Raw genomic sequence first — 24,137 nt, 5'->3', positions numbered from 1 at the left:
CCCAACAGCGCCGTGCCTCACGGCAGTTGGTGATCCCGGCTGCCCTGTCTGAAGGAATTCAGTGCGTAGACCCCACATACGCCGCGTGGCGATCGCCGTCGCGGTGACGACGGCCGCCACGCTCCCGGCGGGCCCCGTCTTCGCGGCGGCGCCCGACTCGCCCGCCCGGCAGGCGACTTCGGCCTCCTCGACGGTCGACGCCGCCCGCGCGGCCGCCTTCGCGCACGCGTCGGCGACCGGTGTCACCGAGGGTGACACCCTGCAGGCCAAGGACGTCATGACGGACCCGGACGGCAAGCGGCACGTCCGCTTCGTCCGCGCCCACCAGGGCCTTCCGGTCCTCGGCGGCGACCTGGTCGTCCACCTCGGCAAGCAGTCCGCCTACCTGGGCGTGACCCGGGCCGCCGACCACGCGGTCGAGCCGGCCACCACCGAGGCGAAGCTGACACCCCAGCAGGCCGAGCAGAAGGCCGCCGCGGTGACCAAGGGCGACGCGAGCGGCGCTGAGCTCGTCGTGGACGCCCGCGACGGCGCGGCCGCCCTCGCCTACCAGGTGCGCGTGACGGACAGCGAGACCGCGGAGTCCGGCGGCTCCAGCACGGTCGTCGTGGACGCCCGAACCGGCAAGATACGCAGTAACACCCCCGACAGCGACGAGTTCATCTCGCCGTCCCTGGGGGAGGCGCTGCGCAAGCGGGGCGAGCAGGCGACCCCTGAGACGGGCACGGCGGCCACCCAGCCGTCCGGCCCGGTCGGCACGACGGCAGCCACCCACTACCCGGTCACCGCCACCGGGAGCGGAAAGTCCCTCTTCGTCGGCTCGGTCACGCTGAAGACCACCCGGACCGCGCGCACCAGCTTCCGCCTCAAGGACCGCACCCGGTGGAACACCGAGACCCGGGACGCCAGGGGGCAGGAGCTGGAGGCCTTCTCGCGCGGAAAGAAGTTCACCGACGGTGACAACAAGTGGGGCACCGGCACCACCTCCAGCCGGACCACGGCGGCGGTCGACGCCCAGTACGGCATCACCAAGACGCTGGACTTCTACAAGAAGACCTTCGGCCGCAAGGGCATCAAGAACAACAGCGCCGGTGCCCGCGCGATGGTCCACTTCGGCAACAAGGTCGGCAACGCCTTCTGGGACTCGACCTGCGGCTGCATGCTGTACGGCGACGGTGACGGCGATCTGTTCAAGAAGCCGCTGGTCGTCCTGGATGTCACCGGCCACGAGCTGACCCACGGCGTCGTCGACGCCACCGCCGCCCTCGAGCCCACCCGCGTGGACCAGGACGGCAACCAGTTCGGGGAGCCGGGCGCCCTCAACGAGTCGCTCGCCGACATCTTCGGCTCGAACGTCGAGTTCGCCACCAACAACCCGAACAACCCGCCGAACTACCTCGTGGGCGAGAAGCTGGGCCTCGCGCAGAAGTTCCTGCGCCGTCTGGACCACCCCTCCCTCGACCAGCTCGAAGGGACTATCGACTACTGGTCGCCCGCGGCCTACGACACCGAGGTCCACGCGGGTTCCGGCGTCTCCTCGCACGCCTACTACCTGCTCGCCGAGGGCAGCGGTCGCAAGACGATCGGCGGCGTGCGGTACGACTCGCCGACGTACGACGGTTCGCGGGTGACCGGCATCGGCCGCGCCAAGGCCACCGCGATCTTCTACCGGGCGCTCACCCGCTACATGGTCTCCACGACCGACTTCCACGACGCGCGGAAGGCCACCCTCAAGGCCGCCGCCGACATGTACGGGGCGAACAGCACCGAGTACAAGACGGTGGGCAAGGCCTGGGCCGCGGTCAACGTCACCACCGCCAACACGCCCGCCGCCGGTCACTGACCGGCGACACGCCCGGGCTTCGGCCGGTGACGCGTCTGGGCGCCGAAGGGTGACAGCCCCGGGCGCCCAGAGGTGACAAAGGGTGTCCCGCCGTGTGGCGGGGCACCCTTCGTCGTTGCCGAAATCAGTGCTGCTGCGCCTTCTGCGGCGTCACCTCGCTGGGCCGTACGACGACGTACCCCTCGCCCTCCAGCTTCAGCTGAACGGCCTCACCGGAGCCGCCGCGGATCATCGAGCCGATCGACTGCGACCGGTGCAGCGAGGTGTGCAGGTGGGCGGTCCAGCCCACGACCGCGTCCGTGTCGACGTACACCGGCTGCTGCTGCGAGACGGGAATGACCAGCGGGTTGCCCTCGCAGATCAGCCCGAGGCCGCCGTGGCCGGTGAAGACACTGTTGAAGAGGCCGCCGCCGGTGATTCCCGCGCCCTTCACGGTCTTTATCTCGTACGACAACGTGGCGTCGAAGCACAGGACGTTGCGGCCGTTGACGGTGAACACATCGCCCGGCTCGATGCCGACGATGAAACAGTTCTGCGCCTCGTGCGCGAACCAGACCTCGCCCTGCCCGCGGACGGTCATCAGCGGCAGTCCCTCACCGGTGACCGCCCGCTTGAGCATGCCGCCGACGCCCTGGCCCTTGCGCTCGAACTGCAGGTTCCCCCGGTAGGCGACCATCGCCCCCTGCCGTGCGAACATCTCGCCGTTGACGGCGTACTTGATGGACTTGGCGTTCTGGATGGTCATGCCCGGCGCGAGAGCGGGCTGCACCATGTGGTCACTGGAAAAGAGATCACCCTTCATGCGGGCATCTTGGCCCGGAGGATTTCGTTCCGCCAAGATCGTGCAGGCCATCGTGCGGACCTGAGACATTCGACAGCGATCTCGTGACGCGCGAAAGGGCCGGCCCGGGTGAACCGGACCGGCCCTCACGGCAGTTGTCAGGCGGCGTCGGCCGCGCCGACCCGGCTGTGCAGGCGGCTGACGACCTCCGTGAGCTGCGCGGCGACCTCGGCGTCGTCGACGGGGTGGGTCTCGGCGAAGCGGGTCACGGAGCCGGGGATGGAGAGCTTGACGTCCTCCAGGACGGTGCCACCGGCGATGCCCACGGCCTTGCGGGCCTCGTCCTGCGCCCAGACGCCGCCGAACTGGCCGAACGCGGTGCCGATCACTGCGACGGGCTTGCCACTGAAGGCGCCGGCGCCATAGGGGCGGGACAGCCAGTCGATGGCGTTCTTCAGCACGGCCGGGATCGTGCCGTTGTACTCGGGCGAGAAGAGCAGGAAGGCGTCGGCGCGGCCGGCGGCCTCACGCAGCCTGACGGCGGCGGCGGGCACGCTGCCCTCGACGTCGATGTCCTCGTTGTAGAAGGGGACCTCGGCCAGGCCCTCGAACAGCTCGACCTCCGCGCCCTCCGGAGCGAGCTTGACGGCCGCCTCGGCGAGCTGACGGTTGTGGGAGCCGGCGCGCAGGCTGCCGACGAGCGCGAGGATATGTACGGACATGGTGATCTCCCGAAGCTGAAACATTGCCGCAATAAAGCGGACCGAAGTCCGGTTAAATGTGTATCACTGAACCGGACCGCAGTCCAGTTTTCCCGGTCTCGGGCTAGTCTGGCTTCATGCCCACCCCACTTCCGCCCTTCCCGAAGCGACAGGAACCGTCCGACGAACCCGTGCTGATGGAGCTCGCCGCCCCTGGCGAAGCCCCCCAGCTGCGCGCCGACGCCGCACGCAACCGCGCGCGTCTGCTGGAGGCCGCCGCCCGCCTCGTGGAGGAGCACGGGGTGGCCAAGGTGACGATGGATGCCGTCGCCGCCGCGGCATCGGTGGGCAAGGGGACCGTCTTCCGGCGGTTCGGTGACCGCACCGGCCTGCTGATGGCGCTCCTCGACCACACCGAGCAGCGGTTCCAGACCGCCTTCATCAGCGGTCCACCCCCGCTCGGCCCCGGCGCGTCACCGGCGGAGCGCCTGCACGCCTTCGGCTGTCGCGCCCTGCGCCAGACCTCCGAGCAGCTCGACCTCTACCTCGCGGCCGAGCCGGACGCCTCCCGCCGCTTCAGCTCCGCCCCGTACCGCGTCCGCTTCATGCACGTCTGCATGCTGCTGCGCCAGACCGCCCCGGCCACGGACATCGAACTCGTCGCGCAAATCCTGATGGGTTACCTGGAACCCGCCCTGGTCCACCACCTGACCCGCCAGCGCGGCATGTCTGTGGAGCGCTTGGAGTCGGGCTGGCACGACCTGGTGGAGCGGAGTACGCGTCCGGCGACCGCCTAGCGCCTCCACGGCGGGAAGGCGGACAATGCGGGCATGGGGCACCGCCTCGACGACGTGAGCGAACCCGCTCGGCTGGCCGGGCCGGAAGAAGGCATCAGCCAGGAGGAGCTGGCTCTTGCCGCTCGGAATCATGGGATGCCGTTGGAGGCGCTGCGGTACGACGTGACGCCGCCGGGGCTCCACTATGTGCTGACGCACTACGACATCCCGTATGGCGAAGCGGGGGCATGGCGGCTCGTCGTCAGGGGCGGGGTGCGGCAGCCGCTGGTGCTCGGGATGGATGAGCTGAGGGCGTATCCCGCGGTCACGCGGCGGGTGACACTGGAGTGTGCGGGCAATGGGCGGGCCCTGTTGACGCCCCGGCCGGTGAGTCAGCCGTGGCTGGTGGAGGCGGTCGGTACGGCGGAGTGGACCGGTGTGCCGTTGCGGGTGCTGCTCACCGAGGCCGGGGTCGAACCCGGGGCCGTGGACGTGGTGTTCACCGGCGCCGATCATGGGGTCGAGCGCGGTGTCGAGCAGGACTACCAGCGGGCCCTTGCGCTCGACGTGGCCATGGGCGGCGCGCCCGAGGTCCTCGTGGCGTACGAGATGAACGGCGGCCCGCTGCCACCGCAACACGGACATCCGGTCCGGCTGGTGGTGCCCGGCTGGTACGGCATGGCGCATGTGAAGTGGCTGCGCGAGATCAGGGTGACGGACACGCCGTTCAGGGGATTCCAGCAGGCCGTGGCCTATCGGCTTCGGCAGGACGCCGGGGACGAGGGCGAACCGGTCACCCGGATCGCCCCGCGCGCCCTGCTGATCCCGCCCGGATTCCCGGACTTCATGTCCAGGAGGCGGGTGGTCCGCCCGGGCGTCGTGGCGCTGGAGGGACGGGCCTGGTCGGGGCGCGCGCCGGTGACCGGGGTCGAGGTCAGCACGGACGAGGGGCGCTCCTGGCACGCGGCCGATCTCGACGGGGGCGGTGACCACCGCTGGGCCTGGCGGCCCTGGCGCTTCGCCTGGACGGCGACCCCAGGCCCTCATGTGCTCAGCGCACGGGCCACCGACGCCGAGGGCCACACCCAGCCGCTGGACCAGCCGTGGAACCGGGGCGGTTTCGCGAACAACCTCGTCCAGCGGGTCCCGGTACTCTGCCTGGACTCCGAGGGCGCCGGGTGAGCGGGCGGCCGGAGCCCCGGCCGCCCTCGACTGCCCGTCAGTTGAACGGGTCCAGCGTGACGTACGCCTGTTGCGGATTGCCGTCGTGGACGAGCGACTCGTAATTCCCGACGTCGTCGAACGCGAACGCGTAGGCCTTCCCGTCGGCCATCTGCGCATGGATCTTGCGGGCGTAGTGGTTGGTCACCGTGTCCTGGTAGAAGTTCGCCGAGCCGGTGTCCGGCTGGTTGGGGTTGACCAGGAGTGTGGAGCGGTTGAAGCCCGCGCACAGGGTGCGCGAAATGGGGCCCCGCACCAGGTCGTTGGGCGCGTCGAGCCGCTTGTAGCAGCCGAAGATGCTGTCGGAGTCGGGCTTCTGGAAGCTGGTGACGACGGCCCCGGCACTGTTGGTGAAGTTCATGACGCCACCGGAGACCCGGCCGAAGTACTTCGTGTTCGGCTGGTCGGCGAAAGGTGTCACCGTCAGCGTCGACGAACTGTACTTCTGCCACACCCGGTTGACGTAGTCGTCCATGACCGTGCTCGGCAGCGCGCCCGCCTCGATGCCATGACCAGGGGCGAGGGCCCGCAGCACGGTGCCGTCGGACCGGGTCTGGATCAGGTTGGCCCAGCCGCCGGGCTGACCCCGAAGGGCGTTGAAGAAGCCGTTGTACCCACCCGCCTTGAGATGGCCGGTGTTCTTCGTCGTGCCGTCGGCGAGCTGGACTCCGACGGCGTAAGGCGCCGAGAACATGTCGACCTGTGTGCTGTTGATCCACAGGCCGGAGTCATTGAGCGTGTACTCGGACCAGTTGAAGAGGATGTTGCGGTTGGGGTCGCTCGGGTTCTGCACGGCCGGCTGCACGAGACCGCCGGTCGTCAGCCGGAAGTCGAGCTTCTGCCCGTACGAGAAGTAGATCCGTCCGGAGAACTTGGGGATCCGGATCGTCTTGGACTGCCCGTTCGCCGGACCCACGATCGACGCGTCGGGCGCGGGCGTCGGCGGGTTGCCGCCCGCGGGCCAGGCGTGGAATGTGCCGCTCGCGTCGGCCCAGCCCTGCCGGCCCGTCGACAGCAGCGTTCCGAGGTCGTAGATATAGACCGGGTCGCTGCGGCCGGAGTTGTTCGTGAACCTCAGCGGGATGGTCGCGGGGACGGCGGCCTCGGCCCGGGACGGGGTCCCGAACGTCAGCAGTACCGTCGCTAGGGTGGCCGCGGCCACCGCCAACGCCCGCCATCTGCTCTTCCTGGGCATCCTCTTCCTCCGTCCGACTCGTCCTGAGAGCGCTCTCAAAGTCTTCTCAGAGTTGCGCCCGATGGCGTACATGTCAACGATCCGGACAGGGTTGGTCTGGTCCAATCATGCTCGGTTGGCGGCGGGTGGCCGCCGACGGGGAGCGGCTTTCGCGCGCCCCAATGGCCGCCTTCCGGCGAGGGGTTGACCGAGGGAGACTCGCACTGGTTCAGTGGATCAGCCACTCATCCACTTGCCCGGAGGGGAGAACCGTGGAGGCACTGCCCCGCGAGACCATCGTGGACGTCCTCGAGGACCGGCTGCGCACGGACATACTCGAGGGCCGTCATCCAGCGGGGAGTTATCTACCCCCGGAGCGCCAACTCGCCGACGGCTACGGAGTCACCCGCACCACGCTCAAGCACGCCTTCGGCCGACTCGTCCAGGCGGGACTGCTCGAAACCCGGCACGGGGTCGGGACCAGGGTGCGCGACTACGCACGCCTGGGCGGGGCGGACCTGCTGCCCATGCTCGTGCGGCACGACGCGAAATGGGTCCACGAGATCTTCGAAGTGCGGCGCGGCGTCGGCGCGTTGATCGCCGAGCGGGCCGCGTCGAGGGCCACCCGCAAGCAGCGCGCGGAACTCCATGTGCTGCTGGAAGCCGTACGGGAGGCCGACGGCGCCGACGCGGTGCAGCTGGCCGACGTCGAGGTGCACCGCGCACTCGCCCGGGCCACCGGAAACCGCGTCTACGTCCTGCTGACGAACACGCTCTTCAACGCCTACCTGCCCGTCCGCTCCCTGCTCAAGGGGCCCTTCACCGACCCGGCGGCGGCGCACGAACGGCTGGCGCGGGTGGTCGCGGCCGTGACGGCCCAGGACGCCCGGCGGGCGCACGCGGCGGCCGACGCCTATCTGCGGGACACCGAGCGCATCATGCTGGAGGGTCTCGCATGAGGGGCACGGCGTTCACGGAGACGATGCTCGGCACGGTCCGGCTCGACGCCGAGACACGGGAGCGCCGCATACGCCTCGACCTGCGCGCCGAAGCCGACGCCGTACTGCGCCCGCACCGCACGACGCCGGCACGCTTGACCGGCCGGGTGCGGATCTCCGGGTTCGCCGACGACCCGTGCGCCGAGGGAGACTTGGAGGTGTCACCGCTCGCGCGACGCCGCATCCGCTATCAACTCGCCTTCACCGCCGACGGCCGCCGCCTCACCCTGGACGGCTGGAAGTCCGTGACCGCGCGCCGGCCGGTCGAGTCGATGACCGTTCTGCCGTTCACGCTGTACGAGGGCGACGCGCGGGTCGGCGAAGGAGTGCTCCGCTTCCCGCTGGCGACGGGCCTCGCGCCGTTCCTCCTCAGCTTCCGCTTCCCGCGCCGTGAGAGCGGCGCGGAGCACTTCCCACCGCGCTGGAACGGCGCACCGGGCCGCACCGAGGTCTGGTACACCACGCTGACCGATCCGGCGAGCGGCACCGGTGTCTGGCTGCACCACGAAGTGACCGCGCCCGCCGACGGATCCGAGCCGTTCGCCCACGGATGGGTCGCGGCGTTTCCCCGCGAGGGCGCGGTGCGGCACGCCCGCTTCGGGCCCGTTCCCTGGACCCGGTCCGCGGACGGCTTCGCGGGAGACAACGTCACGGCCACCCCAGGTCAACTGGCAGGAAGCGCCGACGACTTTCACTGGAAGCTCACCGAACGCCCCCAAGGAGCACCGCTGTTCACTTTCCCGCGTTGGTCCTGGCGTCGGCCGCTGCTGCCCGCCGCCCAAATGCTCCCGGCCGCGCGGGCCACGTACGAGGGCGAATTCACCTACGGTGATCAGGCCTTGACTCTGCGCGGCGCACCCGGCGCCTCGGCCCGCATCTACGGGCACGGCAACGCACACCGGTGGACCTGGCTGCACGCGGAGCTGGGCGGCGGCGACGTCCTGGAGATCGTGGCGGCCGTCTCCACCCGGCCGGGCCTGCGGCGGCTTCCTCCGCTGGTCTTCCTGCGCCTGCGCCGGCGAGGCCGGACCTGGCCGCGCCGGGCGGAACGGTCGGCGATCGGCTGGCTGGGCCTGGGACGGTTCCGGGCCGCGTTCGGTCTGCCCAGGTGGACCGTGACCGGCCGGACGGCACTGCGCCGCATCCGCGTCGAGGTCGACCAGCCCGCCGAGCGAACCCTCACCCTGGAGTACCGCGACCCGGACGGAGCCCGCGCCGTGTGCCGCAACAGCGAGTCCGCCGACGCCCACATCGTGCTGGAACGCTGGTGGGGCCGCTGGCGCCCGGAGGCATCCTGGCTCCTGGACGGCACCGCGCACGCCGAGGCGGGCGAACGGTGACCGCCCACGGGTTCGTCGCTGCGCTGCTGGCCGACGCCGGCGACGAGGTCTGGCCGTCTCGTGTACCGAACCGGCTCGACACGGTGCTCGCCGCGCTGCCCCGGCCCGCCCGGGCCGGGTTGCACACCGCCGTCGCTGCCGTGGAGACGTACGCCGTCCTGCGCACCGGCAGACGCCTGGCGGCACTCCATCCCGACGAACGCGAGAGCGTGCTCGGCTCCCTGGCCGCACGACCCCGGCTCGTCCCGCTGCTCGACCTGCTCAAGGTGCCCGTGATGCTCGCGGCGGGCACCGAGAGGATGCCGGCCGCGCCCCTTCCTGTGCAGGCTCCGCAGGACCCGCCCCTCGACTGCACTCCCGCGCAGGAGTGGCCCACACGCGCCACCGCCGACGTGGTGGTCGTCGGATCCGGCGCGGGCGGCGCCGTCGCCGCCCGGACGTTCGCGCTCGCCGGGCTGAGCGTGATCGTCCTGGAGGAGGGCGAACACCACTCGACGGCGTCCTTCGGCCGCCGGACGCCGCTCGACAGATTCACCGAGCTGTACCGGGACGGCGGCGCCACGGTGGCCGTCGGCAACCCACCGCTCCTGCTGCCGGTCGGCCGCGCCGTCGGCGGCACCACCGTGGTCAACTCCGGTACCTGCTACCGGACTCCGGATCATGTGCTGGCCCGGTGGAGTCAGGAGTACGGGTTCGGGCTCGCCGAGAGCCTCGGGCCCCGGCTCGACGAGATCGAGCGCACCCTGCGCGTGGCCACCCAGCCGCTCGATGTGCTGGGCAACAACGGGCGGCTCGCCCTCGCGGGGGCCGACCGGCTCGGCTGGCGGGCCGGACCACTGCGTCGCAACGCGCCCGGCTGCAAGGGCTCGTGCCAGTGCGTGGTCGGCTGTCCCAGCGGCGCCAAGCAGAGCGTGCAGCTGTCCGTGCTGCCGGACGCGTGCGCCGCGGGAGCCCGGATCGTCACGGGTGCGCGGGTCCGGCGCATCCTGCTGGACCACGACGCACCGGGAATGCCGCGCGCCGCCGGAGTACAGGCGCGTCGGCCCGACGGCAGCGAACTGGAGATCCTCGCCCCGCTCGTCGTGGCGGCGGCCGGAGCGCTGCAGACACCGCCCCTGCTGCGCCGCTCGGGCCTCGGCGGACATCCACGCCTGGGCCGCAACCTGAGCGTGCACCCGGCCACGAGCGTCGCGGGACGCTTCGCCGAGCCGGTCACCGCCTGGCAGGGCGTGCTGCAGAGCGTCGGCGTCGAGGAACTGCACGCCCGCGGCGTCCTCATAGAGGCGACCGCGAGTCCGCCCGGCATGGGAAGTTTCGTCCTCCCCGGCCTGGGCCGCGAGCTGCGGCGCGAGCTGGAGGACACGGAGCACCTCGCGACCCTCGGCGCCATGATCGCCGACCGGCCCTCCGGCCGGGTCCAGGGCCGGGAGCGCACCCTCGTCCGCTACGACCTGGACCCCGGTGACGGCGACCGGCTGATGACGGCCGTACGGGCGATGGGCAGGCTGCTCTTCGCGGCGGGTGCCGAGGAGGTCCTCACCGGCGTCCCGTTCGCCCCGCGCGCCCGCTCGCTCGACGAACTCGACGCACTGCTCACCTCGGTGAACGCCCGGAACCTGCACCTCTCGGCCTTCCACCCGACCGGCACGGCGGCAGCGGGCGCCGATACGGAGCGGGCACCGACCGACCCGGAGGGCAGGCTGCGCGGCGTTCGCGGAGTCCTGATCGCGGACGGTTCGGTACTGCCCGGCTGCCCCGAGGTCAACCCGCAGCTGAGCATCATGGCGGCCGCCCTGGCGATCGCGGAGACCTGCCTAGACAGGGAGGGCGGCCCGGCCGCACGCTGAGTCACTCAGATGCTCCGCGCCGTTCGCGCACCCCGGAACCGGCGCGGAGCATGAGGGGAGTCCCGTATGTCAGGAAGAGGACGAGCCCTCATGAGCACAGGCATTTCCGACGGCCGAGAACGATCGAGCCGACCACGCTGGTTCGCCGTTCTCCTGGCCATGGTCGCGTGCGGGGCCGTGCTGGTCTCGTGCAGCACGGACAACGACAAGCAGAGCGGCGCCTCCCCCGTCAGCCCGCGCCCGACTCCGCCGAACACGTCCAACTTCACCGGCACACCGCCGTCGGCCCTGTCCTCGGCCGCCTCCTCGATCAACGGCTCGGCGCGCGCCTCGGCGTCGGCTGCGGCCTCTTCCGCCTCCGCCGCGGCCTCGGCGTTCGAGGCGTCGGTCTCGGCCGATACGGCGCGCGCCTCCGCGGCTGCGGAGAAGGAGCTGAAGGACGTGAAGGGCAGCGGCAACGCGCTGTCCGAAGTCGGCATGACCGGCCTGCCCAGGGCGGAGACCGGCGGGCTGCTCGCCGTGCTCGTCACCATCACCAACAAGACCGACCACAAGGCGTCGTACGCCGTGCAGATCGACTTCAAGAATTCTGACGGCAAGGTCGTGGAGACCAGGTTCGTCGGAGCGCAGAACCTCGAACCGGGGAAGCGGGCCCAGCCCATCGCCATCAGCAGGCAGCCGACCGAACCCGTACTGACCCCCCGGCTGACCAAGGCACAGCGCTACTGACGCCGTCGGCGCCCCGCGCATAGGCCGCGCGCCCGCGCCGAGGGTCGCAACTGCGCCCCGTTCGGCGGAGCATGAGGCCATGGGCCGGCCGTCCGGGGTGCGCTGCGCGGTGATCCGCCAACTCCCGCTCCACGCGAGGGCGGCGCTCCACACCCGGCCGTGCTCCTCCGTCGCCTCGCCCGAGTCCAGCATCACCCAGGGGTTCGCGTGATGGCTGGTGATCCCGCGGCGACTCGTCAATACAATCTCGCCGTACGGGAGTTGACTGCGCCGGAGTTGGCTCTCGGCGGACCACTGCCCGGTGACATGGCTGAGCCGGTAGTTCCGTAGCGGGGGAAGGGTCCACGCCGCGGAGTCGGTGCGCAGCAGGGTGACGGGCTCTTCGCCGGCGTTGCGCACGACGGTCCATCGCTCGATGACGTCCGTGTCGCCCCGTACGCGGTGGTGGAGCGCCACGTGCAGGGGGCAGCGGCGGTCGCGGAACGCCAGTTCCAGCTCGCCTTCGTCCACACGATGGCCGGTCGGCTGCCACTCGAAGGCGCGGGAACCGTCCGCGAACCGGACTTGCAGCGACGGCGGTCCGTAGCGCGTCCCGCCGTCCACGGGAAGTTCCTCCCCGACGGGGGGTCTTCCCTCGAAGCTGCTGGTCGAGGCGGCCCGGGGCACGGCGAGTTCCTCGGCCTCCGCGAGCGCCAGGCGTGGGCCCCAGGCGAGGTGGCAGGGCGCGCCTGTCTCGTCGACGCGCAGCTTCGACTACTCCAGCGCCGCGACGGCCTGCCGTCCGCCGCTGACCACTGTGCGGCAGCCGGTCGAGGAGATGGCCTCCATGATGGCCCGACTCCTCGACGAGCACCTTCGCGGAGCGCGGACCGAGCCCACCTCGGTGATCTTCGATCCCGAAGTCGTGGTGCGCGAGTCGGCGTAGGCCGCGCTCGGGCCTGCGTGAGTCGAGGGTGACGGTGACCGACACTGGACCGGTCAGCATGGACGAGGGCCGGCACGGCGAACGAGCCGGCGACGGAAAGGCGGGCGTATGACCGACCGGATCACCGTGGGCGTGGACGGATCCCCCGAAAGCCGGGCCGCACTGGCCTGGGCGGGCAGGGAAGCCGTCCGCCGCGGGCTGCCCCTTCGCGTGGTGTACGCCTGGCAATGGCCGCACCACGAGATGCTCCGCGGTGGAGACCGGGGCGATCAGGCGGGCTGGGCGCGGGACATGGTGCAGGACGCGGTCCGCACCGTCGAGGATCGACACCCGGACCTGCCGGTGACGGCCGAGGTCCTGGACGGCGCCGCCGTGGACTCGCTGCTGACCGAGGCCGGGACGGCCGGGACCCTGGTGCTCGGATCCCGTGGATACGGCACGATCGTCGGCTTCCTGCTCGGCTCCGTCGGACAGCAGGTGATCGCCGAGGCGCCGTGTCCGGTCGTGCTGGTGCGCGCCGATGACCGCGCCGCGGCCGAAGCGGGGGGTCGGGAGATCGTCGTGGGCCAGCAGGGCGGTCCGGACGACAGCGCGGCAGTCCTTCGGTTCGCGTTCGAGACCGCGGCGGCGCGTGGCGCCGGGGTGCGCGCCGTACGAGCGTGGAGCCTGCCGCCGGTGTTCGCCTACAGCCCCGGCTCGCTGAAGCTGCTGGACGAGGCCGGGGGACTGGAACCGTTTGAGAAGAAGGCACTGGCCGATGCGCTCCAGCCGTGGCGGGAGCGCTTCCCCGGCGTGCCGGTCACGCAGCACGTCGAGATGGGCAGCGCCGGGCAGGTACTGCTGTCGCTGGCCGACCGGGCCCAGTTGATGGTCGTCGGCCGTCGGGCCCTGCGTCCGGCGGTGGGGGCACGGATCGGTTCGGTGGCCCACGCGATGATGCACCACGTGCCCTGTCCGGTGGCGGTGGTTCCGCACGCCTGAGAAACCGTCTTTGAACCTCAAGAACGGCTGGTTGAAGAGGCTCTGTCTCCTCCGTCGCGGTGGCGTTCATGGACTGATCTCGCAGAGCGGCCATGCGCTTCTACGTCGACGACACCCTGGTCCAGGAGCCGACCCGCAATAAGCTGGAATCGATCCGCGGCCCATGGGTCTTCGACCACAACCAGCACGTCATCCTCAGCCTCGCCCTGGGCGGCGCCTGCTCGGCGGGGTGGAACCAGGTCATCACTCCCTACCGGGGGTTGCGGCAGTCGCGCGTCGACAAGGTCGCGGCCGGCGGGGTGCAGGCCGAGACCGACTGGGTGCGCGTCGAGCAGAAGGGGTGACCGCGCCGCCGGGCAGGCTTGTACACAAGTGACTCCTAGGAGTTGTCCGCCCTTGACATCCGCAGCGCGAGGTCCTGAAGCAGGTCGGCCGTCTTGATGTCGGTCCGTCCGGAGTCGTGGAGGTCGGCGAGTTCGGAGAACAGGAACGCGAACGCGCCCACGAGCGAGATGGTGGCGGGCAGGTAGGCGTCCGCGACGGCCTGGCCCGCCTCCGCGGGTCCGGCGTCGCCGGGCACCTCGACCCTGGGGAACACCTCTGTGACGAGTGTGCCGAGTTGGGTCTGCGTCGATTCGACCTCGGCGTCCTCGTCCTGGGCGATCCTGCGCACCATCGCGTTGGTCTCGGTGAGGACGCCGATGGCGCGCAGGATGATCTCCGTCTGTTCCATGCCGTGAGCCTAGACGGGCGAAGCCCCGCTGTGACCTCGGTATTCGGTTCCAGATGGTAGACAGTGGCCATGAACGACTTCTCCCGCTCCCGTCCGGTCGGCCCGCGATGACCGCGGGCATCGACACCCCGGACCGCCGCGGCCGGACCGGACTCGACCGCGTCGGCAGCGATCTGACCGGCAACCCCCGGGTCAGGGTCCGCGAGGTGAAACTCCTGTCCTGCCACTGGTACGTGGAGCGCACCACCACCTTCGACTTCCGGCACGCCGACGGCACCTGGAGCACCCAGGAGCGCGAGACGCACGACCGCGGCAACGGAGCCACCCTCCTCCTGTACGACGCCGAGCGCGAAACCGTGCTGCTGACCAGGCAGTTCCGCTACCCCGTGTACGTCAACGGGCACCCTGACGGCATGCTGATCGAGACACCGGGCGGGCTGCTCGACGAGGAGGACGAGCATCCCGAGGTCGCCGTGCGGCGCGAGGTCATCGAGGAGACCGGGCACACCGTCGGCGCGGTCCACCATGTCTTCGACGTCTATATGAGCCCAGGCTCGGTCACCGAGCGGGTGAGCTTCTACGCCGCCTCGTACGGCCCGTCCACGCGTACCCACGAGGGCGGCGGGCTGGACGAGGAGGGCGAGGACATCGAGATCGTGGAACTGCCCTTCCGCAGCGCCCTCGGCATGATCCGTACCGGGGAGATCGCCGACGCCAAGACGATCATGCTGTTGCAGTGGGCGGCCCTGGACGGACCGTTCAGGAAGGCTTGACTTGAAGAGCACTTCAAGTTCCAGACTCCCTGGCGGCCCCGTGGATCTCGGGCCCGCCAGGGAGGGACAGCATGAGGTACCGCACGATCGGCACCGACCCCAAGACCCGCCGTGAGGTGAGCGTGCTCGCGCTCGGCGCGATGCTCTTCGGCTCACGGACGGACGAGAAGACCTCCTTCGCCGTCCTCGACCGCTATGTCGAGGCCGGCGGGAACTTCATCGACACATCCGACAACTACGCCTTCTGGACCGACGACAGCCAGGGCGGGCAGAGCGAGGCGCTGCTCGGACGCTGGCGGCGCAGCCGCGGCATCGGCGACGAGATCGTCATCGCGACCAAGTTGGGCGCGCGGCCGCTGGCGCCCGGCACCGGTTACATCGACAACCCCGAGGGCCTGTCCGCCAAGGTGATCCGCGAGGCGTCCGAGCGCAGCCGGGAACGGCTCGGTGTGGAGAAGATCGATCTGCTCTACGCGCACATCGAGGACCGCACCGTCGCACAGCGGGAGACCGTGGAGGGGTTGGGCGAACTGGCCGCGCAGGGCAGCGTCGGGCTGCTCGGCGTGAGCAACCACGCCATATGGCGCGTGGAGCGGGCTCGCGCACTGGCCGCGGCCGCGGGACTGCCCGGCTACGAGGTGCTGCAGTACCACCACAGCCTCCTGCGGCCCCGAGTCGACGTGCCGAGCGGACTCTTCCCCGAGGGCAACCTGGGCGCGGCGACGGGGGAGCTGCTCAGCTACCTGAAGGCCGAGCCCGTCCTGACCCTCGTCGCCTACTCGCCGCTGCTGACCGGAGCGTACGTACGGCAGGACAAGCCACTGCTGTCCGAATACGACCACCTGGGAACCCCGGCCCGGCTCGCCGTGCTGCGGGACGTGGCGAAGGAGACGGGGGCGAGTCCCAACCAGGTGGTGCTGGCCTGGCAGATCGGGGCGGAGCTGCCGGTGATCCCGCTGGCCGGCGCGTCCTGCGTGGCGCAGTTGGAGGAGAACCTGGCCGCGGTGGACCTGGAACTGACACCGGACCAGCGGGTCCGGCTCGATGCGGCGCACTGAGGGGACCGGGCGGGAGTCCCTCCTGAACACCTACCTGTCGTCGTGCGGAGAGCGGCGTTTCATGAGGAGCAGCGCGATGTCGTCGGGACGCTCGGTGGCCTGCCGGGCCTCCGCGGTGAGCAGATCGGCCGCACTGGACAGGGAGGGGCTGCCCGGTGCGCCCGCACGGGACAGGATCGCGCGGAGGGCTTCGACGCCCTCGTCGATGTCGATGCCGGGGCGCTCCACCAGGCCGTCCGTGTAGAGGGCCAGGACGGCGTCGGGTTCCAGGAGCAGGTCCGTCACCGGGTACCGGGCCTGCGGGTCCACACCGAGCACCACCCCGCCGGGCAGGTCCAGGACCTCGGTGCGGCTGTCGGGATGGCGCAGCAGGGGCTGGGGATGCCCGGCACGGGCGGCTCGGGCGATGCCCGTGACCGGGTCGACCCTGATGTAGCAGCAACTGGCGAACTGACCCGGATCGAGGTCGATGAGCAGCCGGTTGGTCCCGCTCATCACTTCGTCCGGGGAGCGGTCCCCGAGCGCGAACGCCCGTACCGCGCTCCGCAGTTGACCCATGGTGGCCGCCGCCTGGACGCCGTGCCCCTGTACGTCGCCGATCACGAGGGCGAGCCCGTCGCCGGCCTCGACGACGTCGTACCAGTCGCCGCCCACGTCCATCCCCAGGGTGCCGGGCAGATACCGCCCGGCCGTCTTCACGAGGGGGTGCGCCGACAGACGGTGCGGCAGCAGGGCCTCCTGGAGCCCGCGGGCGAGGGCGGCCTCGTTGTCGTAGCGCCGGGCCCGCTCCAGGGCCTGCGCGATCAGCCCGGCGAGCGCCGTGAGCACCGTACGCTCCTCCGTGCTGAAGCCGCGGGAGCGGTCGAAGCCGAGGATGCAGGAGCCGACCGGCCGGCCCGAGGCGATCAGCGGCAGGAAGGCCCGGGCCCCCTCCTTGGCGTCCAGCGGTATGCCCGGATAGTCGGCCGCCAATTGCTGCATCGACTCGAAGAAGAGGGGGCGGCCACCGGTGAGTGCCTCGACCCCGGGCAACTTGGCGTCCAGACCCACCCCGTCGAACGGGGCGAGGAATCCCTGGGGGAAGCCCGTCTCCCAGGCCAGGTACAGGCGCCGGTCCTGGAGCAGATAGATGGCGAGGCGGCGTCCGCCGAACGCGGGCAGCAGCTCCCGCATCACCACCTCGGACACCTGGCGGGCCGTTACCGCCTCGGACAGCGCGATGGCAAGGACAATGGGCCGGTATTGCGGCGGCGTCGTCGGGACACCGGTCACGGGCTCGTCGACCTCGGTCTGTTCGGCCGTCACACTCGCGTCGAACGGGACGGGCTCCGTGGTGTCCGCGGCCCGCCCCATCGACACGATCTTGCACGTCAGGCCGCCGGGCCCGGGGTAGAGGGACAGCGCCAGCCAGGCGCCACCCGTGCGCCCCAAAGGCACCTCTCCTTCGCCCGCGCGCGGGCGTCTGACCTGGAACTGCACCGGATCCGGCGAGATCAGCGCTCCACGCAGATGATCCTCGTACGCCGGCCGGTCCAGCCAGGGCACCGCCTCCCACAACGGCCGCCCCAGCAGCTCCGTGCGCGGTCGGCCGAGCAGCTCGGCGGCGCGCGGATTGGCGTACGTGATCAGTCCGAGCCGGTCGACCGCGAACACGCCCTCCGGGAGCAGATCGGCCGCACAGTCCGCGGCCGGCCCCAGGCCCGGATCGACGATCACGCCGCTGACCCGGTACGGCGGTACGGGCGCCCCACCGGAGATCCACAGCTCCAGCAACCGTAGTGCGCCGTCCGCGGTGTGCACCGGCAGCGGGTGCGGCGGCGGCCGCCCGGCGGCCGTCTCGCGCAGCGCGGCCAGCAGCAGGCGAGGATCCTCGCGGGTGACTGCGTGGGCCAGCGCCTCCGGCGTTCCGGCGAAGCCCTCGCGACTGGTGCCGAGGAGGGTCCACAAGGCGTCGTCCGCCATGACGCTGCCATCGGGATCCCAGGTGAACCCCCCCGCACACCGCGATGAAGGGCCTTCGACCGGTGGCCGCGTGCACATCGGCTCCTCGTCCCACAGGACGCCGTGCCGGTCCTTGTCCAGCGCCGCCAGAGCGGTACCCAGTTCCTGGGCCACCGCGGTCATCCGGTCACGATCCGGCAGTACCTCGGTGGCGTCCGAGGCCGATGGCCGCAGCACCGTCAGGACACCGTACGGTGTCGCGGCCCCCACGACCGGGACGTACAGCGAACCGAACTGGAAGGGCAGCCCCGCGGCGAGTTGCGGATAGCGGCGCATCGTCTCCGTGGGATCGGTGAGCAGCACCTCCACGCCGAGCCGATGGGCGTCGGCGACGGGGAAGGGACGATCCATGTGCATGCGCCACCAGGGGCGGAACAGCTTGCCGGGCAGCCCCGCGAGCACGGCCAGCCTCAGCAGCCCTGGTGTGCTCGAGCGCAGATATACGCCACCGGCGAAGCCGCTGGCCGCTCGCATCGCGTCCGCCACGGCGGCGCTGAGCAGGGCGGCCAGGCTTTCCAGCGCCCGGTCCGCAAGCTCGGCGCTCCCACTCATCGGTCTGCCCTCGTCCGCCCGCCGCCAGGGGGGTAACACAGCAAGAATGCGCCTCTCAGGCCCCTGACCGCACCTCGACGCCCTTGGGAGCACGGTGTCGCGCGCGCCGCTCGCCGCCGCCGCGCTCGGCTGTGCCCAGCGCGAAGATACCGGGTTGTACGCCGTTCAGGAGCCGCCCGGGAGCAAGGTGATTCAAGAACCCGGTGCGGCGGCGAGCGTTTCCGCGGCGACGGCCGCCACGGCGTCGGCCACCGCCGCGAGCGCCGGGAAGTCGAGTTTCCACTGCTGCCAGAACAGCGGAACGTCGACGCCCCGGTCCGGTGCGAGGTCGACCAAGCGCCCGGCGCGCAGCAAGGGGTCGGCCTGCGCCTCGGGCACCATGCCCCAGCCCATTCCGGCCACGACGGCGGCCACGAACGATCGCGATGGGTGCCACGCTGATCGCCGGAGCCTGAGCCCGGCCGCCGGTGTCCGAGGCGGCGTACGCAAGCTGCGCAAGCCTCTGCCGTCCTTCCTGCGGGGCAGAAGTCCGATACCCCGGGGACGCGTTCCGCTCCCGCTCGGTCATAGTGATCCCTGAACCGAAAGATGTATCGAGCAGCCAGGACGAGCGTGGACACGAGCGAGAGCAGTACGGACAGCAGCCCCGCGGAGCATGACGGGACATCCGGACCGGAGCGTGCGAACCGGCACGGCTGGCGCCGCTGGACGATGGACACCCGGCCGCTGCGCCGGCCCGCCTATCGCCGACTGTGGTCCTCCACCATCGTCACGGCCGTGGGCAGCCAGCTCACCGCCGTCGCCGTGCCCAAGCAGATCTACGACATCACCGGCTCCTCGGCCTGGGTCGGCTACGCGAGCCTCGCCGGCCTGCTGCCCCTGGTGGTCTTCGCGCTGTGGGGCGGTGCGATCGCCGACAGCATGGACCGCCGTAAGCTGCTCCTCATCACCAACAGCGGCATAGCCGTCACCTCGCTGCTCTTCTGGATACAGGCGGCCACCGGACTCGACTCGGTGCTCGTCCTGATGGCGCTGCTCGCCCTCCAGCAGGCGTTCTTCGGCCTCAACTCCCCGGCCCGCAACGCCTCCATCGCCCGGCTGGTCCCCGCGGACGAACTGCCCGCGGCCAACGCACTCGGTTCGACCGTCATGCAGACGGGCCTGGTGGCCGGACCACTGCTCGCCGGCGCGCTCATCCCCGTCATCGGCCTGCCCGAGCTCTATCTGATCGACGCGCTCGCCCTGTGCGTCACCGTGTGGGCGGTGGTGCGGCTGCCCGCCCTGCCGCCCCTGACGGAATCGGCTACCAAGCGGGCGGGCCGGCGCGAGGTCGTCGCCGGCTTCCGGTACATCTCACTGCACAAGGTGCTCCTGCTGTCCTTCCTCGCCGACATCATCGCCATGGTGTTCGGCATGCCCCGCGCTCTGTTCCCGCAACTCGCCGCACAGACCTACGCCCCGTACGGCGAAGGGCTTGCGCTCGGCCTCCTGTTCGCGGCGATCCCCATCGGCGCGGTCATCGGCGGGCTGATGTCGGGCACCTTCTCCCGCGCCCGCCGACACGGCCTCATGGTCATCGTCGCTGTCGCGGCCTGGGGCGCCGCCATCACGGGGTTCGGGCTCAGCACCAGCCTGTGGGTGGCTGTGGCGTTCCTCGCCGCGGCCGGAGTCGCCGACATGGTCTCCATGGTCTTCCGCGGCGCCATCCTGCTGTCCGCCGCCACCGATGAGATGCGCGGCCGGATGCAGGGCGTCTTCACGGTGGTTGTCGTGGGTGGCCCACGCCTCGCCGACGTGCTGCACGGCACGGTCGGCTCAGCCTTCGGGGCACGCGCCGCGGTGGCGGGCGGCGGGCTGCTGGTGATTGCCGCCGTACTGGGTCTGGCCGCCGTGACACCGGCCCTGCGGCGTTACACGATCTGACACCGGAGCAGGCCGTGCCGGTCCTAGAGTGACCGGCATGGGGGACACACGACCTACCTCGGCATTCCACGCACCGAACAGCACCGCCGAGAGCGCCGCGCGGCTGGCGGCAGTGCTGGACGCGCAGGACGTCAACGACGGCGTACGACGGCTGCGCGCGTGGGCACATGCGGCGCTGGCCGTGCGGCCCGGAGAACGAGCGATCGACATCGGCTCCGGCACCGGATCACAGACCCGGCACCTGGCGGCCGCCGTGGCTCCCCAGGGCGAGGCTACCGGGATCGAGCCGAACCCCGGGCTGCGTGCCGTGGCCGAACAGCGGGCGGCCGGGGCCGGCAGCGCGGCCCGCTTCGTGAACGGCGACGCGCTCACCCTGCCCGTGCCCGACTCCTCCGTCGACGTGGTGTGGTGCGAACGGGTGCTTCAACACCTCCTCGAACCGGAGAAGGCCGTCGACGAGATCGCCCGCGTGCTGCGCCCCGGCGGTCGGGTCGCCCTGCTGGACACCGACTGGGCGACCACGATCCTTCACCCCGGCGATCCCGAGACCGTCGCGGGGCTCACCTCCGGCGCGCTGTCCGCGGCCGCGGACCCGTACTCCGGACGCAAGCTGGTCGGCCGGCTGACGGCGGCCGGTCTGGTGATCGACGACCGGGGATCGCAGGCCCTGCTCCAGGATCACACGTCGGTCGCCTGGCCGCTGATCCGCATGCTGGGCGAGTCGGCGGTACGCCGTGACCTCATCACCGAGACTCAGCGCGACCGCCTGTACGCGGACCTCACACAGGCCGCCGCCCACGGCGCCCTGCACATGTCGGTGACCATCTTCGGAGCCGTGGCGCACCGTCCGAGATGAACCGGAATACAATGGTTGGGCCGTCGCTGACGGAGAACCATTCTGGTTTCCCCTGATATTGGGGGTACACGAGCACCATGAACACCGCGAGCTATGAACTGATCGCAGCGAACCACGCGGTGAACGCGGTCGCCGCCTTCATCGGTGGCCTCTTCATCGCCGGTGCGCTCGTCTGGGCCGTCTTCCTGGGCATCAGGGTACGGCGCAAGGAGTCACCCCCGCCCCGTCCGGACGAGCAGCCCAGGCTGCCCGACACCGGACCAGTCCATGAGGAACGGGAGATGCGGGAACCCGACGAGGTACCGCACGCCGCGGACGAGAGCGAGCGGCTGATGCCGTACAACCTCCACGCCGCCGGGAGCAAGCACGCCGGCGACCAGGAGCGAAAGCGCTGGGTCCCCGGTTCCAGCGGCTCCTTCGGCAGCGGCGGTCCTGGAAGGACGTAACGGGGCCGCGGTACGACATGACCGCCCCACGGGGCGGTCATGTCGTACGTACCCGCTAGGGCAGATCCGCCGCGGAGTCCTCGGGGGCCAAGTCGGGGCGCAGGCGCAGCCACGACGGCTGTCGCAGCAGCCCGGCCCGGGTGCGGGTGCTGTACCGGACCTCGCCGACCAGCCGGGGCACGACCCAGCGCGCTCCGAGCACGCGCGGGATGTCGTCGAAGGGGCAGTGGTCGGTCCCGGCGGCCCGCAGGAGCCGGGCGAGATCCGTTCGCTCGACCTCGCTCCAACCGGTCCCCACGCTCCCGACGTAGCGCAGCCGCCCCGCCTCGCGTTGTCCCACGAGTACGGCGCCGGGCAGCCCCGACAGGCGCCCCTTGCCGGGGACCCAGCCGCCGACGATGACGTCCACGGTGCGTATGTTGCGGATCTTGATCCAGGCGCGCGAGCGCACCCCGGGCTCGTACACCGAGTCCAAGCGCTTGCAGACCAGCCCCTCCAGGCCGCTTTCCCGAGTCGCCCGCAAGGCCAGCTCCCCGTGGCCGACGAGCGCGGACGGTGTCGACCAGAACGGACCGCTGAGCGCGAGCCCCTCCAACTCCTGCCGTCGGCGCGAGTAGCGCAGACCCGTCAGATCGCCCCGCAAGTACATGACGTCGAACAGGACGAGATGCGCGGGCGCCTCCGCCGCACGACGAGCCGCCTTGCCCGGAGACCGGGCCAGCCCCATACGGGACTGGAGGAGCTGGAAGTCACCCCGCCCCTGCTCGTCGAGGACCAGGACCTCACCGTCCAGGATCGCCGGGGTCGTGCCGAGAACACCGCCCAGGGAACGGAGTTCGGGATACGCGGCGGTGATGTCCTCCCCCGAGCGGGCACGCAGCAGCACGCTTCCGTCGCCGGGCAGGTAGACCACGGCACGCTGCCCGTCGTGCTTCGTCTCGTACGACCAGCGCATGTCCTGCCCGGCGGGCGGCAGGGCGCCGGGTGTGGCGAGCATGGGAGCGATCAGCGGCAGTCTCACAGCTGTCTTGTCGACACACTCTGCGATGCCCACGCACCCCGGCCCTCCGTTTCGCCTGAACGGCGTCGTGTTCCGGGACAGTGCCCCAGTTCATTGCGCTAGGTAGTGCCGCGTCAGCCAAGGTTTGCCCGTCAAGGAGCGGCGTCCGGTGCGTGCTCTGGGGGTCCCCCCGGCCGAAGGCTGGGGGAGTGCCGGCCGGAAGTCCTCGTACTGGATGTACTTGGGCTTTCGGCCGGTGCGGCGAGTGGGGGCACCTCCCACGCCCTTGAGACAGTGGGGGAGCGTGCCGGGCGTCGCGACGGGGCGAACCTTTGGCTGACGCGGCCCTAGCTCTCCAACGCCCCGGCCATGAGGGTCTGCAGATGCAGCCCCCGCCGGGCATCGAGCGCGCCCGACCGCCCCGTCCGTACGGCGGTGGCGAACTCCCGGCGCAGCACGGGCCAGGACTCCTCGTGGTCGAGTGCGCCGCTGTCGAACACGAGCTCGGGGTGCGGGCCGAACAGCTCGACCCGCGTGATGCCGCGCTCGAGTTCGACCGACCCCGACAGGGAGGCCTGGCTCACCGCGCCGCTCTCGTGTTCACAGGTGAGCTCGATCCAACGGCGTATGTCTCCGGCGCCGCGCACACGGACGATGGGCCCCAGGGCCGCGTCCAGCAGATCCAGAATGTGCGGCCCCAGGTCCAGCAGAGCGCCGTGTTCGAGGCGCCACGGGGTCGCGAAGTCGCCGCCCAGGAAGGCGCCGCTCAGACAGCAGGACCGCGCCCCCACGACGTCGACGCCCTGCGCGGTCTTCAGGAACTGCCGGGTGACCGGGTGGTAACGGTTCGTCAGGACCAGCTGGGAGACGACACCCGCGGCATCGATGGCGTCCACGAGGCGCTGGGCCGAGGGCAGGTCCAGCGCGATCGGCTTCTCCAGGAGCAATGCCTTGCCGGCTTTCGCGGCACGCGCCGCCAACTCCGCCTGCACGGCGGGCGGAACCGCGAACGCGACCGCCTCGCAGCCGTCGAGCAGTTCCTCGAAGGTCTCGGCGACTCCGGCACCGTAGGGCGCCGCTGTTTCGCGGGCCGCCTCGGGACGGCGGGCCCACACCGACGTCAGCAGCGTCTCGGGCCCCGCGGCGAGCACACGCGCGTGCACGGCGCGCGCCCATGGACCCGCGCCGACGAGCCCGACCCTGACCGGTGCATGGGGCCAGGCCTGCGAGGTTCCGGTCACGAGAATGCTCCTCTGCGGTGTGCGGGGCTGGGATCTGGACGAACTTCACCACGATGTCGGGGTCCACGGCCAGGGCGTGGTTTTCGAGAACCGGGAGTTCCTCACGCACCCGGCTCGGGGGCACGGGCACCGGGCCCGGCGGAGGGTCAGGGCGGCCCGGCGCGGTCGATGTGAACCGTCCGCTGGATGCAGAGCGTCGCGGGATGGCTGCGCATGCTCTCCGACTCGTGCTTCAGCA

At 71.2% G+C, this 24,137-nt stretch carries 20 protein-coding genes and 4 pseudogenes; 15 read left to right on the top strand and 9 right to left on the bottom strand.

Annotated elements, in window-relative coordinates; all coding sequences use genetic code 11:
* The first annotated feature begins 61 nt into the window (after positions 1-61).
* Complete coding sequence (locus OG390_RS04540) at positions 62-1,843, top strand: M4 family metallopeptidase (protein WP_406165120.1); 1,782 nt, start codon at positions 62-64, stop codon at positions 1,841-1,843.
* 124 nt (positions 1,844-1,967) lie between these two features.
* Here OG390_RS04540 and OG390_RS04535 read toward each other — a convergent pair whose 3' ends face one another.
* Complete coding sequence (locus tag OG390_RS04535; RefSeq protein WP_399092371.1) at positions 1,968-2,645, bottom strand: AIM24 family protein; 678 nt, start codon at positions 2,643-2,645, stop codon at positions 1,968-1,970.
* Positions 2,646-2,782: 137 nt separating this feature from the next.
* Entirely contained in the window at positions 2,783-3,346 is a 564-nt protein-coding gene (locus OG390_RS04530) for an NADPH-dependent FMN reductase (RefSeq protein ID WP_406165117.1), read from the bottom strand.
* Positions 3,347-3,462: 116 nt separating this feature from the next.
* Between OG390_RS04530 and OG390_RS04525 the strand changes: the two genes are divergently transcribed.
* Together OG390_RS04525 and OG390_RS04520 are read left to right on the top strand one after the other, a co-directional pair.
* Entirely contained in the window at positions 3,463-4,122 is a 660-nt protein-coding gene (locus tag OG390_RS04525; RefSeq protein WP_406165115.1) for a TetR/AcrR family transcriptional regulator, read from the top strand.
* Between the two features lie 33 nt (positions 4,123-4,155).
* A complete protein-coding gene (locus OG390_RS04520) occupies positions 4,156-5,283 on the top strand; it encodes a sulfite oxidase (RefSeq protein ID WP_406165113.1) in 1,128 nt (375 codons plus the stop codon).
* 37 nt (positions 5,284-5,320) lie between these two features.
* Here the strand turns inward: OG390_RS04520 and OG390_RS04515 are convergent, their stop codons facing one another.
* On the bottom strand, positions 5,321-6,517 hold the full coding sequence (locus OG390_RS04515) for a glycoside hydrolase family 64 protein (protein ID WP_406165111.1): 1,197 nt from the start codon (positions 6,515-6,517) through the stop codon (positions 5,321-5,323).
* Between the two features lie 251 nt (positions 6,518-6,768).
* On the opposite strand from OG390_RS04515, the gene OG390_RS04510 reads away from it, so the two are divergent.
* From OG390_RS04510 to OG390_RS04495, 4 genes are all read left to right on the top strand, one after another.
* Positions 6,769-7,455, top strand: coding sequence for a FadR/GntR family transcriptional regulator (locus OG390_RS04510; RefSeq protein ID WP_406165109.1), 687 nt, complete (start codon positions 6,769-6,771; stop codon positions 7,453-7,455).
* Positions 7,452-8,834, top strand: coding sequence for a hypothetical protein (locus tag OG390_RS04505; RefSeq protein WP_406165107.1), 1,383 nt, complete (start codon positions 7,452-7,454; stop codon positions 8,832-8,834). Before OG390_RS04510 ends, OG390_RS04505 begins: the two co-directional genes overlap by 4 nt.
* A complete protein-coding gene (locus OG390_RS04500) occupies positions 8,831-10,681 on the top strand; it encodes a GMC family oxidoreductase N-terminal domain-containing protein (protein ID WP_406165105.1) in 1,851 nt (616 codons plus the stop codon). Before OG390_RS04505 ends, OG390_RS04500 begins: the two co-directional genes overlap by 4 nt.
* A 90-nt stretch (positions 10,682-10,771) precedes the next feature.
* The gene (locus OG390_RS04495) at positions 10,772-11,410 is read left to right on the top strand and encodes a hypothetical protein (protein WP_406165103.1); all 639 of its coding nucleotides are present in this window, start codon (positions 10,772-10,774) and stop codon (positions 11,408-11,410) included.
* An 84-nt stretch (positions 11,411-11,494) separates the two neighbouring features.
* On the opposite strand, the pseudogene OG390_RS04490 reads toward OG390_RS04495, so the two are convergent.
* Positions 11,495-12,157, bottom strand: a pseudogene (locus OG390_RS04490) (glycoside hydrolase family 36 N-terminal domain-containing protein); the annotation flags it as partial.
* A 1-nt stretch (position 12,158) separates the two neighbouring features.
* Here OG390_RS04490 and OG390_RS04485 point away from each other — a divergent pair.
* The 3 genes and pseudogenes from OG390_RS04485 to OG390_RS04475 form a co-directional block, all read left to right on the top strand.
* Positions 12,159-12,335, top strand: a pseudogene (locus tag OG390_RS04485) (substrate-binding domain-containing protein); the annotation flags it as partial.
* Between the two features lie 108 nt (positions 12,336-12,443).
* Positions 12,444-13,316 carry a universal stress protein gene (locus OG390_RS04480; RefSeq protein ID WP_406165101.1) on the top strand — a complete coding sequence of 291 codons (873 nt, stop codon included), beginning with the start codon at positions 12,444-12,446 and terminating at the stop codon, positions 13,314-13,316.
* Positions 13,317-13,405: 89 nt separating this feature from the next.
* Positions 13,406-13,660 (top strand): annotated as a pseudogene (locus OG390_RS04475) (glycoside hydrolase family 16); the annotation flags it as partial.
* 35 nt (positions 13,661-13,695) lie between these two features.
* Here OG390_RS04475 and OG390_RS04470 read toward each other — a convergent pair.
* The gene (locus tag OG390_RS04470; RefSeq protein ID WP_406165099.1) at positions 13,696-14,049 is read right to left on the bottom strand and encodes a hypothetical protein; all 354 of its coding nucleotides are present in this window, start codon (positions 14,047-14,049) and stop codon (positions 13,696-13,698) included.
* A 107-nt stretch (positions 14,050-14,156) separates the two neighbouring features.
* Here OG390_RS04470 and OG390_RS04465 point away from each other — a divergent pair, with 107 nt between their 5' ends.
* Positions 14,157-14,822, top strand: a complete 666-nt coding sequence (locus OG390_RS04465; protein ID WP_406165097.1) for an NUDIX domain-containing protein — start codon at positions 14,157-14,159, stop codon at positions 14,820-14,822.
* A 71-nt stretch (positions 14,823-14,893) separates the two neighbouring features.
* Positions 14,894-15,880 carry an aldo/keto reductase gene (locus tag OG390_RS04460; protein WP_406165095.1) on the top strand — a complete coding sequence of 329 codons (987 nt, stop codon included), beginning with the start codon at positions 14,894-14,896 and terminating at the stop codon, positions 15,878-15,880.
* A 30-nt stretch (positions 15,881-15,910) separates the two neighbouring features.
* Here the strand turns inward: OG390_RS04460 and OG390_RS04455 are convergent, their stop codons facing one another.
* Both OG390_RS04455 and OG390_RS04450 read right to left on the bottom strand, forming a co-directional pair.
* A complete protein-coding gene (locus OG390_RS04455; protein WP_406165093.1) occupies positions 15,911-18,433 on the bottom strand; it encodes a SpoIIE family protein phosphatase in 2,523 nt (840 codons plus the stop codon).
* Between the two features lie 192 nt (positions 18,434-18,625).
* Positions 18,626-18,859, bottom strand: a pseudogene (locus OG390_RS04450) (ArgP/LysG family DNA-binding transcriptional regulator); the annotation flags it as partial.
* A gap of 186 nt (positions 18,860-19,045) precedes the next feature.
* Here OG390_RS04450 and OG390_RS04445 point away from each other — a divergent pair.
* The 3 genes from OG390_RS04445 to OG390_RS04435 all read left to right on the top strand — a co-directional run bounded on the left by OG390_RS04445 (position 19,046) and on the right by OG390_RS04435 (position 21,658).
* Entirely contained in the window at positions 19,046-20,356 is a 1,311-nt protein-coding gene (locus tag OG390_RS04445; RefSeq protein WP_406165091.1) for an MFS transporter, read from the top strand.
* A gap of 37 nt (positions 20,357-20,393) precedes the next feature.
* Positions 20,394-21,212, top strand: coding sequence for a methyltransferase domain-containing protein (locus tag OG390_RS04440; protein WP_406165089.1), 819 nt, complete (start codon positions 20,394-20,396; stop codon positions 21,210-21,212).
* A 77-nt stretch (positions 21,213-21,289) separates the two neighbouring features.
* The gene (locus tag OG390_RS04435) at positions 21,290-21,658 is read left to right on the top strand and encodes a DUF6479 family protein (RefSeq protein ID WP_406165087.1); all 369 of its coding nucleotides are present in this window, start codon (positions 21,290-21,292) and stop codon (positions 21,656-21,658) included.
* 55 nt (positions 21,659-21,713) lie between these two features.
* Here the strand turns inward: OG390_RS04435 and OG390_RS04430 are convergent, their stop codons facing one another.
* On the bottom strand, positions 21,714-22,679 hold the full coding sequence (locus OG390_RS04430; RefSeq protein ID WP_406177496.1) for an ATP-dependent DNA ligase: 966 nt from the start codon (positions 22,677-22,679) through the stop codon (positions 21,714-21,716).
* 326 nt (positions 22,680-23,005) lie between these two features.
* Positions 23,006-23,899: a Gfo/Idh/MocA family protein gene (locus OG390_RS04425; RefSeq protein ID WP_406165085.1), complete on the bottom strand. Its 894-nt coding sequence runs from the start codon at positions 23,897-23,899 to the stop codon at positions 23,006-23,008.
* Positions 23,900-24,137: the final 238 nt, after the last annotated feature.

This window comes from Streptomyces sp. NBC_00996, from assembly GCF_045162675.1.
GTDB lineage: Bacteria > Actinomycetota > Actinomycetes > Streptomycetales > Streptomycetaceae > Streptomyces.
Note: the sequence above shows the minus strand (reverse complement) of the source record. Positions and strands in the feature narration are given on the sequence as shown.